The 12,567-nt window shown below is 52.2% G+C and carries 7 protein-coding genes; 1 reads left to right on the top strand and 6 read right to left on the bottom strand.

The features are described 5' to 3' along the window. Positions 1 to 66: 66 nt before the first annotated feature. The 5 genes from purL to guaB all read right to left on the bottom strand — a co-directional run bounded on the left by purL (position 67) and on the right by guaB (position 10,155). Positions 67 to 3,963, bottom strand: a complete 3,897-nt coding sequence (gene purL, locus CWI69_RS11520; RefSeq protein ID WP_126764467.1) for a phosphoribosylformylglycinamidine synthase — start codon at positions 3,961 to 3,963, stop codon at positions 67 to 69. A 220-nt stretch (positions 3,964 to 4,183) separates the two neighbouring features. Next, positions 4,184 to 5,593: a membrane-bound lytic murein transglycosylase MltF gene (mltF, locus tag CWI69_RS11515; protein ID WP_126764465.1), complete on the bottom strand. Its 1,410-nt coding sequence runs from the start codon at positions 5,591 to 5,593 to the stop codon at positions 4,184 to 4,186. Positions 5,594 to 5,711: 118 nt separating this feature from the next. Beyond that, complete coding sequence (locus CWI69_RS11510) at positions 5,712 to 7,007, bottom strand: NAD(P)/FAD-dependent oxidoreductase (protein ID WP_126764464.1); 1,296 nt, start codon at positions 7,005 to 7,007, stop codon at positions 5,712 to 5,714. 97 nt (positions 7,008 to 7,104) lie between these two features. After that, positions 7,105 to 8,679: a glutamine-hydrolyzing GMP synthase gene (gene guaA, locus CWI69_RS11505; protein ID WP_126764462.1), complete on the bottom strand. Its 1,575-nt coding sequence runs from the start codon at positions 8,677 to 8,679 to the stop codon at positions 7,105 to 7,107. A gap of 6 nt (positions 8,680 to 8,685) precedes the next feature. After that, positions 8,686 to 10,155 carry an IMP dehydrogenase gene (guaB, locus tag CWI69_RS11500; protein ID WP_126764461.1) on the bottom strand — a complete coding sequence of 490 codons (1,470 nt, stop codon included), beginning with the start codon at positions 10,153 to 10,155 and terminating at the stop codon, positions 8,686 to 8,688. A 97-nt stretch (positions 10,156 to 10,252) separates the two neighbouring features. Here guaB and xseA point away from each other — a divergent pair, with 97 nt between their 5' ends. After that, complete coding sequence (gene xseA / locus CWI69_RS11495; protein ID WP_126764459.1) at positions 10,253 to 11,593, top strand: exodeoxyribonuclease VII large subunit; 1,341 nt, start codon at positions 10,253 to 10,255, stop codon at positions 11,591 to 11,593. Here the strand turns inward: xseA and CWI69_RS11490 are convergent. After that, the gene (locus CWI69_RS11490; RefSeq protein WP_126764458.1) at positions 11,562 to 12,494 is read right to left on the bottom strand and encodes an AEC family transporter; all 933 of its coding nucleotides are present in this window, start codon (positions 12,492 to 12,494) and stop codon (positions 11,562 to 11,564) included. The genes xseA and CWI69_RS11490 overlap by 32 nt on opposite strands. Between the last annotated feature and the right edge of the window lie 73 nt (positions 12,495 to 12,567).

The raw sequence follows: 12,567 nt of genomic DNA, 5'->3' as shown, positions 1-12,567 counted from the left end.
GTGTTAGCGCAATAAAAAAACCCTCGCCTTGGCGAGGGTTTTTCTTTTCCCGTTCACCTGATTAACTTAGCCAAGGTAAACACGGGCGTTACGGAACATCCGCATCCATGGGCTGTCTTCGCCCCATTCGTCCGGATGCCAGCTATTTGCAACGGTACGGAACACCCGTTCCGGGTGCGGCATCATGATCGAGACACGACCATCCGGTGTGGTTAAACCGGTAATACCCTCAGGCGAACCATTCGGGTTAGCCGGATAATCCGTAGCCACCGAACCTTTATTGGTGATATAGCGCAGCGCTACCAAACCTTGCTCGGTTACGGTCGCCAGGTTGTTACCTTTAAACTCGGCCCGGCCTTCACCATGCGACACCGCAATCGGCATCTTCGAACCTTGCATACCATTGAAGAACAACGATGGACTGTCCTGCACTTCAACCATGCTGACCCGAGCTTCAAAGCGCTCTGAGCGGTTAGTGACAAAGTGTGGCCAGGCCTCTGCGCCAGGAATCAACTCGCGTAAATTCGACAGCATCTGGCAGCCGTTACAAATTCCCAGGGCGAAGGTTTTTTGCTTTTCAAAGAAAGCAGCGAACTCGTCGCGGGCGCGGCTATTAAATAACACCGATTTGGCCCAGCCTTCACCGGCACCAAGTACGTCACCGTAGGAAAAGCCACCACAGGCCACCAGACCGTTAAATTTATCAAGGCTGATGCGACCGGATAAGATATCGCTCATATGCACATCGATTGCGGCAAAGCCGGCACGGTCGAATGCTGCGGCCATCTCGACATGGGAATTCACCCCTTGCTCACGCAGGATAGCCACCACGGGATCGCGTCCGGTATTGATATAAGGCGCCGCAACATCTTCACTTGTATCAAATGAAAGATCAGCAAATAAGCCCGTATCATCTGCGACTTGTTTTGCCGCAAATTCTTCATCTGCGCAGGCCGGGTTATCGCGCAAACGCTGCATTTTATGGGTGGTCTCCGCCCATACTTTGCGATAATGACTGCGCGCGCCACTTAACACCTCAGCACCATTACGGCTGAATGTCAGCTGATCGCCCGTGCTCACCTCGCCGATCACTTTAACAGCGTCTTGCAGGCCGGCTTCGGCGTAAGCTGCAACGACTTTATCAACATCGTCCTTGCGTACCTGCAGAACCGCACCTAATTCTTCACCGTAAAGCGCCACCAGATTATCTGTATGCACCTCATCAAGTGCGACACTTACGGCACAATTTCCGGCAAAAGCCATCTCCGCGACAGTAACAAAAAGACCACCGTCTGAACGGTCATGATAGGCCAGTAATTTTTTCTCGCGAACCAACTGCTGGGTCGCATTAAAAAAGCCTTTTAACAGCTCCGGGCTATCAACATCAGGCGTTACATCCCCCAGCTGACGATAGACCTGAGCCAGCGCCGAACCACCCAGACGGCTCTTGCCCAATCCTAAATCAACCAAAATTAACTTGCTCTCACCTTTATCGGTACGCAGTTGCGGGGTCACCGTACGGCGTACATCACGCACCCGGCCAAAGGCGGTAATAACCAGACTCATGGGCGACGTCACGGCTTTAGTCTCGCCGGCGTCCTGCCATTGGGTCTTCATCGACATGGAGTCTTTACCGACAGGAATGGTGATGCCCAGCGCCGGACAAAGTTCCTCGCCCACGGCTTTCACGGCTTCGTATAACCCCGCATCTTCACCCGGATGGCCTGCTGCAGCCATCCAGTTTGCTGAGAGTTTAATGTGCTTTAAGTCACCAATATCTGCCGCAGCAATATTGGTCAGTGCTTCACCAACAGCAATTCGCGCCGAGGCGCCATAATTCAGCAAGGCTAAAGGCGTACGTTCGCCCATCGCCATGGCTTCACCGGCATAACTATCGTAACTCGCAGCCGTTACCGCGACATCGGCAACCGGGATTTGCCATGGCCCGACCATCTGGTCACGCGCCACGAGTCCGGTCACACTGCGGTCACCAATGGTGATCAGGAAGGTTTTCTCGGCGATGGCCGGCAGTCGCAACAGTCGTTCTGCAGCCTCAGCTAAATCAATAGAGTTGGTTTGCAATGCCTGCCCCGACGCTTGCTTGCGCTGCACATCACGGTGCATCTTCGGCGCTTTGCCAAGCAACACATTTAGCGGCAAATCAATCGGTGTGTTGTCAAAATGGCTATCGGTTAAAGTGAGATGCTCTGCTTCTGTAGCTTCACCAATAACCGCAAAAGGTGCCCGCTCACGGCGGCAAATATCTTCAAATACGTCCATGCGGTCGGCATCAATCGCCATCACATAACGTTCTTGTGATTCGTTACACCAAATCGCTAAAGGCGACATGCCTGGCTCATCGTTCGGCACTTTGCGCAATTCGAACTTGCCGCCACGTCCGCCATCACTGACCAACTCTGGCATGGCGTTGGAAAGGCCGCCGGCACCAACATCATGAATAAACGCGATAGGGTTTTTCTCACCCAACTGCCAGCAACGATCGATGACTTCCTGACAGCGACGCTCCATCTCAGGGTTATCACGCTGAACCGAGGCGAAATCCAGATCCTCACTGGAGCTGCCTGAGGCCATTGATGACGCAGCGCCGCCACCCAGCCCGATATTCATCGCCGGTCCACCTAAAACAACCAGCTTGGCGCCAACTTTAATTTCGCCTTTTTCAACATGATTCTCGCGGATGTTACCCATACCGCCGGCAATCATGATGGGCTTATGGTAGCCGCGTATTTCCTCGCCATTGTGGCTTTCCACGCGTTCTTCATAGGTACGGAAATAACCGGTTAACGCCGGGCGTCCGAACTCATTGTTAAATGCCGCACCACCGAGTGGACCTTCAAGCATAATTTCCAGTGCAGTAACGATACGGTCCGGCTTGCCAAAGTCTTCTTCCCACGGCTGTTCAAAGCCTGGAATTCGTAAGTTAGAAACACTAAAGCCAACCAAGCCTGCTTTCGGCTTGGCGCCACGACCGGTAGCACCTTCGTCACGAATTTCACCACCAGAACCCGTAGCAGCGCCCGGAAACGGAGAAATCGCGGTCGGATGGTTGTGCGTTTCCACTTTCATCAAAATATGCACTGGCTCGTGGAAGTAGCTGTACTCGCCCTCGGCCTGGGAGCCTGCCGGGTAAGGGAAAAACCGACCTGCCTCAGAGCCGACCATAACCGCAGCATTGTCTTTATAGGCAGACAAGACGTGATCCGGCGTCACTTCATAGGTGTTTTTAATCATTTTGAACAGCGATTTCAGCTGCTCTTTGCCATCAATAGTCCAGTCCGCGTTGAAAATTTTATGCCGGCAATGCTCAGAATTCGCCTGCGCAAACATATACAGCTCGATATCATTCGGGTTGCGGCCTAACCCAGTAAAACTGTCGAATAAATAATCAATTTCATCGTCAGCAAGGGCCAGCCCCATGTCGTTGTTCGCACGCTCCAGCGCTGCCCGGCCACCGCTCATAATATCGACTGAAGTCAAAGGTTCAGGCTGTGCTGCTGCAAACAGCCGATCAGCGTGCTCGACATCGCGCAGCACCATTTCGGTCATACGGTCATGCAGTACCGCACTGGCACGTGCGAGTTGCTCTTCGTTGAGTTCGCCTTCGAGGTAATAAATAATACCGCGCTCAATGCGACGGATTTTATCCAGTCCGCAGTTGTGGGCAATATCAGTGGCCTTTGATGACCATGGCGAAATTGTTCCTGCCCGCGGCACCACGGCAAGCAATTTGCCCTCAGGGAGATGTTGAGCCAATGCTGGCCCGTAGGTCAGCAGCTTTTTTAAGACCTGTTGTTCGTCCTCTGATAATGAAGCGGTAACATCAACGAAGTGTATGTATTCGGCATACACGTCCTGTACGGCAACATCCGCCTGACGTAACCGTTGCATTAATTTTTCCGTTCGAAACTCAGATAGGGCTGGGGCGCCGCGTACTATCTCCACAGATCATTCTCCAGGGTTGGCAGAGGATGGCTTTCACCGACATTTGAAGCCGCGTATTATAGTCTTTTTTTACGCGCTAAACTACCGCGTTCGGCACTTGGTCAGTCGTGTTTCTGACATAACCGGAACCATTTTTGCCGCCGTTCATTTTTAAGATGACTTTGCTTGCGTAACCATGCCCGGCGTCGAGCTTGAGGGACCAGACGTTTCTTTGTGCGCATTAGTTTGCCTCATCGCCACTGCCAACCGGCAGCGAGATTTCTAAGGGTTGCGCTGGAATGCGTCCACGTTCATCCAGCCACACCAGGGTGTCGTAATAGCGACGAATGTTTCCTACATATCGCACGGGTTCATCACCACGCGCAAAACCAAAGCGCGTTTGTCGGTAATATTTCTTTTGCCTTAATAAGGGTAGTCGTTTCCGCACATCTATCCAGCGATCCGGATCGCCACCTTGCCGCTCGGTCATCACCCGCGCGTCTTCCAGGTGGCCGTAACCAATGTTGTAGGCAGCAAGAGCGAACCAGGTGCGGTCTGGTTCCGGGATGCGCGCCGGAATCGTATCTAACATCCGCTCAAAATAACGTGCCCCACCGCGGATACTTTCTTCCGGATTAAGACGGCTGCTGACCCCCATGGCTTCAGCCGTAGGCAACGTCAGCATCATCAGGCCCCGCACTCCGGTTGCCGAAACCGCCCGCGGGTTCCACAGACTTTCCTGATAGGAAATTGCTGCTAGCAAGCGCCAGTCAAGACGCCCGGAATGCTCAACAAAGAAATCGCGGTACTTAGGTAAGGTGCTCTGCACGGCGTCAATAAACAAGCTGGTGTCGACATAATTAAATTGGGAAACATGGCCAAAATGCTGATCGATCAGACGATCCAGCTCTCCGGATTGGCGTAGCTCGCCAAAGAAGCGGATAACTTCTGCATACAGTGAGGCGTCGCGTCCCGGGGCCAACATCCAGCTTACGTCAAGGTTATCGCGAACCGTAAAAGCCACACTGATGTTGGGGAAGTAGCGGCGCTGCATATCCAGGATGTTGCTATCAGCAATGGTAAAGGCAATTTCGCCGTCGATCACTGAACGCAGCAACTCGGTAGCATCGTGCTCGTTGGTTGCGCGCCAGCGTAGATTGGGAAAGCTTTGCGTATTGCGACGCAGCCATTCGTGATGACTACTACCGGCAACCACCACCACTTCATCATCGACCTGACTCCAGTCCCGCGGTCGATCGCGTGAGCCCTGGCGATACACTAAACGCTGGTCAACTTCCTGGTAGGGCGGACCAAAGCGGTAACTCCGGTCACGTCTGGGAGTGCGGTCAAGCCCGGCCGCGACCAGATCGACCTGACGATTGTCGATTAAGCCAAATAAATCGTTGACGTTGTAACGTGAGACAATTTCCAACTCAACATCAAGCTGCTCAGCAAACGTCGCAGCAAGGGCGTATTCAAGCCCACCTTCATTTTCAAATTCATGGTAGTAGGTTGTCGGCCCCAACAGGGTACCGACACGCAAGACACCCCGTTGCTGAATTTCAGCAAGGTGGTCAGGCTGTGGCTGCGGCGCGCAGCCGGCGAGTAGCACTAATGCCAACAGGGTTAGAAACCCTTTGCAATAATTCATAAGATCAATGTGCCCAACGTGCAGCTATAAAGTCAAATAGTTACGACAGATCGCCTTGCGATATACCTACAAAAGTTATGTTTCGCATTGTGCCTTAAGCCCCTGCAGATGTATATCGTCAGTGTAATTTCAGTCGCGGTTTTACCACACGATTCAGTTTATCCACCATCAGCAACAGGAACATTTTCCACCAGCCATGCAAGACGCGTTGATGCATGCGATATAAGCTCGCATAGGCCCACCGCGCCGCAGTCCCTTCAAGCGACATCGACAAACTCTTACTTTGCATGAAGTTACCCACTGCAGTGAAACGACTCAACGAAACCAAGGAACCGCGGTCTTTATAGACAAACGGCTTTGGCGCTTTCAAGCGGTAATCGCGCACAATGTTTCGATACAGAGATTTCGCCATTTGGTGCGCCGATTGTGCCCGCGGCGGAACCCAGCGTTCATCATCGATACGGCACGCCGCACAGTCGCCTATCGCGTAAATAGATTCATCGGATACAGTTTGCAGGTACGGGTTAACTAAGATTTGGTTATTTTTACGCAGCTGCAACCCCCATTCTTTGACCACGTCGGGGGCTCTCACCCCAGCAGCCCAGACGATCAAATCGGCCTGAATAGGTTCGCCCTCAGCCAATACCAGCGTATTTTCCGTAACCTCACTAACTGGATTATTCAGTATGACTTCGACTCCCAGCGACTTGAGTTTTTTCGCCACTGATTTCGACAAACGCTCGGGTAATGCAGGTAACAGCCGCTTATCCGCTTCGACTAAGCAAACTTTAAGATGTTTTTGATCGAGATAAGGCAAACCGTAAATCGATAGCAGCGACACTGAATGTATCAACTCGGCGGCTAACTCAACGCCGGTTGCGCCACCACCGACAATGGCCAGGGAAAGTTTTGTCTGATTGCCATCTTCAATGGACTGATTGACCCGTAAAAACTCATTAAGTAAATAATGATGGAATTGATCGGCCTGGCGCAATGAATCCAGAAAATGGCTATGCTCTTTAACGCCCGGCGTGCCAAAATCTGCGGTTACCCCGCCGATGGCCAGAATCAGTCGATCGTATGAAAGGTTTCGTGCCGCGAGGACTTCTTTGCCACGGTCATCGCGTATTGCAGCTAACTGAATCGTTTTTTTAGCTTTATCGACCGACTCCAGTGTTCCCAGCAAAAACTCAAACCCATAACGCGCACTTTGTCCCCGATAATCCAGCTCCGCCATACGTGAATCCAGCGCTCCCGAAGCTACCTCATGCAACAAAGGCTTCCACAAATGGGTACTGTTGCGATCAATCAGCGTAACTCGCGCCTGTTTACTGCGCCCAAGCTTACGCCCCAGCATCGTTGCCAGTTCAAGCCCGCCGGCACCCCCTCCAACAATGACAATTCGTTCCTGCATGTGAGTTTCACCCATTGAAGATATAAAAAAGCCACTGACGATACTAACGCCAGTGGCTTCCGATAACTAATCCGCGATTATGCAGAACAGGACGACCTTACTCCCATTCAATGGTTGCCGGCGGTTTTCCTGATATATCGTAAACCACGCGCGAAATGCCATCGATTTCATTGATGATACGGTTGGAAACCGTTTCAAGCAGCTCATAAGGTAAATGAGCCCAACGTGCGGTCATGAAATCAATCGTTTCGACGGCGCGAATCGCAATAACCCAATCGTATTTGCGGGCATCACCCATTACCCCGACCGAGCGTACCGGCAGAAAGACTGCAAATGCCTGACTCACTTCGTGGTACAGACCTGCTTTGCGCAGTTCGGTAATAAAGATATGGTCGGCGCGGCGTAACAGCTCACAGTATTCTTTCTTAACTTCAGCCAGTACCCGAACCCCTAAGCCTGGTCCCGGGAACGGATGGCGATACAACATATCGTATGGCAGACCAAGTTCCAGACCGATCTTCCGCACCTCATCTTTGAATAGCTCGCGCAATGGTTCAACCAGGCTCAGTTTCATATCAGCCGGTAAACCACCGACATTGTGATGAGACTTGATCACATGTGCTTTACCGGTTTTAGAGCCGGCCGATTCGATGACGTCCGGGTAGATGGTACCCTGAGCTAAGTACGACACATCTTTGATACTGGTCGCTTGCTCATCGAAAATATCAATAAACACGCCGCCGATAATTTTACGCTTGGCTTCAGGGTCGTGCTCCCCTGCCAGAGCATCTAAGAAACGGTCTTCGGCATCAACATGGATAATATTCAGGCCGTAGTGGTCGCCAAACATTTCCATGACTTGCTCAGCTTCTTTCCAGCGTAACAAGCCATTGTCTACGAACACACAGGTTAACTGGTCGCCAATCGCGCGGTGCAACAACATTGCGGTGACTGAGCTGTCTACACCCCCAGATAAACCTAGTACGACTTTACCGTTCCCCACCTGCTCACGAATGCGCGCCACAGCATCATCAATAATGTGTGCGGCTGTCCAGTTGGTTTCGCATTCACAGATTTCTACCACGAAATGTTCCAGCATACGCATACCCTGACGCGTATGAGTGACTTCCGGGTGAAACTGTACACCATAAAAATCACGTTTATCGTCAGCCATTGAGGCAATTGGACACGTTGGTGTTTGCGCAACAACAGTAAAGCCTTCCGGCAGTTCAATAACTTTGTCGCCATGGCTCATCCAGACATCTAACATTGGATTGCCATTTTCATGGATGCTGTCTTCGATATGGTGAAACAGTGGGCTGGGAGCAATGCGCTCTACCAACGCATAACCGAACTCACGTTCAAGCGAACCCTGTACTTTACCGCCGAGCTGCGCAGCCATCGTCTGCATGCCGTAACATACACCCAGTACCGGAACACCCGCTTCAAATACATAATCCGGGGCCCGCGGTGAGTCGACTTCGGTCACCGATTCTGGTCCGCCTGACAAGATAATGCCATTTGGATTGAAATTCTTGATGTCTTCGGCATCAACGTCCCACGCCCACAACTCACAATAAACGCCAATTTCACGGATACGGCGAGCAATCAACTGCGTGTACTGCGAGCCAAAATCTAAAATTAAAATTCGATGTGCATGAATATCTTGCATTATGTCTTAACCCATTCGGTAGTTAGGAGCTTCTTTCGTGATCTGCACATCGTGCACATGTGATTCGCCCATGCCGGCAGAGGTCACGCGGACAAACTGCGGCTTGGTGCGCATTTCTTTAATATTGGCCGAACCGGTAAGGCCCATTGCTGAACGCAGACCGCCCATCTGTTGATGGATAATGGTCGCCATTGGTCCTTTGTAGGCCACTCGCCCTTCGATACCTTCTGGTACCAGCTTTTCAGCTTCGTTAGAGGCCTGGAAATAGCGATCCGAAGAACCGTTACGCTGATCCATTGCGCCCAGGCTGCCCATACCGCGATAGGATTTGTAGTAACGTCCCTGGTACAGCTCAACCTCACCCGGTGATTCTTCAGTACCAGCCAGCATACTGCCTACCATCACACAGTCAGCGCCAGCTGCAATAGCTTTAGCGATATCACCGGAGAAGCGAATCCCGCCATCGGCAATGACTGGAATTCCGGTACCTTTAAGGGCATCAACAGCGTCACTGATAGCGGTAATTTGTGGCACACCACAACCGGTTACGATACGCGTGGTACAGATTGAACCAGGACCGATACCGACTTTAACTGCATCGACGCCGGCATCCGCCAGGGCTTTTGCCCCCGCACCGGTAGCGACGTTGCCTGCGATAAGCTGCAGATTAGGATATTCCTTGCGCACATAGGCAACGCGGTCGATAACACCCTGCGAATGACCATGGGAAGTGTCGATCAAAAGCACGTCGACGCCCGCCTCAACCAAAGCAGCGATACGCTCTTCCGTGCCCGGACCAACACCCACAGCAGCACCGACTCGTAAGCGGCCAAGCTCATCTTTACAGGCGTTGGGTTTGTTTTCGGCTTTGGTAAAGTCTTTCAGGGTAATCATGCCACGCAAATGGAAAGCGTCATCGACCACAAGAATTTTCTCAATCCGATGCTTGTGCATCAGATCCAGAATCTCAGCACTTTCTGCGCTTTCTTTTACGGTGATGAGTCGCTCTTTCGGCGTCATAATAGTGGCAACACGCTTGCTGTTGTCACTTTCTGCACGGGCGTCACGACCGGTGATGATACCCACCAGCTCGCCGGAGCTTTCCACCACTGGGAAGCCATGAAAGCCGTGTTCGACATTCAGCGCGCGAATTTCACCAAGGGTAGTATCTGGCGTTACGGTGACGGGATCAGAAACCATGCCGCTTTCGTACTTCTTAACTTTGCGTACATGGGCAGCTTGCTCAGCGATGGTCATGTTTTTATGCACGAAGCCAAGCCCGCCTTCTTGCGCGAGCGCAATGGCCAGGGCTGCTTCAGTGACCGTATCCATGGCTGCTGAAATCATCGGAATATTAAGTTCGATACCACGCGTAAGACGCGTGCGCAGGTCAGCAGTATGAGGTAAAACAGTCGAGTGACCGGGGACGAGTAAAACATCGTCGAAGGTAAGAGCTTCTTGAGCGATTCGTAGCATGGCAACATCCCACTAGCTTAGTTTATGTTGCGGGCAGATTTTACTCGTAAAGGGCTTTTCAGTAAACTGATTTTTTCACTTCTGATGGGTTTATAACATGACCGAAGCCGCAATATTCACCGTTACCCAATTAAATGCCGAAGTGCGTCAAGTACTTGAGCGTGGCTTTGGCTCAATTTGGTTGATTGGCGAAATTTCAAACTTTGCTGCTCCAGGCTCCGGCCACTGGTACTTCACCCTTAAAGATGAGCGTGCGCAAATCAAGGCCGCAATGTTCCGTAACGCCAATCAGCGCGCCAAAGTGCGGCCCCAGCATGGCATGCAGGTATTGGTTCGCGCCAAACTCACAGTGTATGAACCACGCGGCGATTATCAGTTGATAATCGAACACATGGAAGATGCCGGCGCGGGTTTGTTGCAACAACGCTACGAACAGCTCAAGCGCAAATTACAGGCGGAAGGATTATTTGCCGCGGAGCATAAGCAGTCATTACCAACAGAAATCCGCCGGGTCGGGGTTATTACTTCGCCAACTGGTGCCGCAATCCGCGACATACTGGCAGTATTAAGGCGCCGTGACCCCAGTGTTGAAGTCATCATCTACCCGAGTGCTGTGCAGGGGCAGAGTGCTGTAAATGATTTATTATTTGCGTTGCAGCGCGCCTGTGCCCGCAATGAGGTAGATGTACTCATTATTACCCGTGGTGGCGGCTCGTTGGAAGATTTGTGGTGCTTTAACGATGAACAGCTGGCCCATGCCCTGCACAGCTGTCCCCTTCCGTTGATCAGTGCCGTCGGTCACGAAGTCGATTTTACCATTGCAGATTACGTTGCTGATGTGCGCGCACCTACACCATCTGCCGCAGCGGAACTGGTGAGTCGCGATCAACGCGAGGTGTTACAACGGCTGTTACAGTTGGAGCACCGTTTGCGCCAACACTGGCAACGTCAACGCGGCTTTTTGCAGCAGACACTGCAACACTGGCAAAACCGCCTACAACAGCAACATCCGCAACGCCGCCTGCAACAAAATAGCCAGCGGGTTGACGAGCTATCCGCACGCGCGGCCGCAGCACTGCAGCGCACCCAACGTCAGACGCAACAGCGCCTGATTGGCACAGCACAACGTTTGCAGGCCCTGCATCCGCAGCGCCAACTGGCACCGTTAAAGCAACAACTGGCACAACTGCAGGCGCGTAATGCCCAGGCGATGCGCCAAACTCTGAAAACATGGCAACAAAAACACGCCGCGACCCTGCAAAATTTGCAAATTGTCAGTCCGCTGCAAACCATCGCCCGCGGCTACGCGGTGGTACGCAACACCCAGGGCGAACTTATTCGTCATCCTGACCAACTATCTGCTGACGAAAGCTTTAGCGTGAAAGTGGCCGAAGGCGAGTTCCGTGCTAAAAAATTGCCGCCAGACGCTGCAGAATAAAATACCAGACAGGTAAGGTCACAAAACAAAATAAAACGCCGTAACCGACTACTGCGGCGGACAGTGTCGGGGCCAGGCCCGCCATAATAGCCAGCGCCCCGGCAGAGATCATTGCAGGCATCGCGGCCTCCATAATGGTCACCTGCACCGCCAGTTGATCTAAGCCGAACCCCATCAACACCAGCAACGCCACCAGGGGCGTTAAGCCCAACTTAATGAACAGCGCCCAGCCAAGTGGACCACGATCTTCCTGCGGCAAGCGAAAGCGCAACTGAAAACCGACCGCAACCATGATCACCGGCACCAGGGTAATCGCGAGGGAGTCAATGAATTGCTGCAGCACATCAGGATAACTAAATTCACGCAGCGCAAACGCCGCAATGAGAGCGACAAAAGGCGGAAACCGCACAATCTTCCACGCAATAGTTCCGGCTGATGGCCGCTGCGCGGATTCCCCTTCCTGGTGACTGTAGAGCGCCGCGATAATGGTGGCATAAATGGAAAGTATGAAGAACGAACCAAGCTGGTCATAAAGCAAGGCATAAGGAATGCCTTCAGGCCCAAAAAAGGCTTCAATCATTGGAAAACCAACAAATGAAGTATTGCCGAGTGGGATCACAATCAACATCGCGCCGGTGGTCGCCCGGGACCAGCCACGCCAGCGCGCCAGCGCAAGCACCAGAGGCACCGTCAAAACCAGTAACAGCCAGGGCATTAATGCTGGATAGAGCAATTCTTTGCCAAAGGTGAGCATCGGGATCTTTTGCAGTACCACCGCCGGCAGTGCTACATAAATCACGTACGCGTTGAGAATTTGCCCGGTGTTATGTGGGAATTGCGGACTACGTCGCAGTAACAGACCTATTACGACGTAGCCAGCAATAAAAAGAAAGTTCGCCATCAGCTTCTTGCCTATTGAGTGATGGCGATAGTTTACCTAGCTTTGGCTTTGGATAACACTCACACTTTGGTCC

It is taken from the genome of Pseudidiomarina halophila (assembly GCF_003987215.1).
Classification (GTDB): domain Bacteria; phylum Pseudomonadota; class Gammaproteobacteria; order Enterobacterales; family Alteromonadaceae; genus Pseudidiomarina; species Pseudidiomarina halophila.
The sequence above is the reverse complement of the archived record's forward strand: the minus strand, read 5'-3'. Positions and strand labels throughout refer to the sequence as shown.

Coding starts and splice junctions, on each gene's coding strand:
- CWI69_RS11510 (WP_126764464.1), bottom strand. CDS start 7,007: ATGCAGGAACGAATTGTCATTGTTGGAGGGGGTGCCGGCGGGCTTGAA.
- xseA (WP_126764459.1), top strand. CDS start 10,253: ATGACCGAAGCCGCAATATTCACCGTTACCCAATTAAATGCCGAAGTG.
- guaB (WP_126764461.1), bottom strand. CDS start 10,155: ATGCTACGAATCGCTCAAGAAGCTCTTACCTTCGACGATGTTTTACTC.
- CWI69_RS11490 (WP_126764458.1), bottom strand. CDS start 12,494: ATGGCGAACTTTCTTTTTATTGCTGGCTACGTCGTAATAGGTCTGTTA.
- guaA (WP_126764462.1), bottom strand. CDS start 8,679: ATGCAAGATATTCATGCACATCGAATTTTAATTTTAGATTTTGGCTCG.
- mltF (WP_126764465.1), bottom strand. CDS start 5,593: ATGAATTATTGCAAAGGGTTTCTAACCCTGTTGGCATTAGTGCTACTC.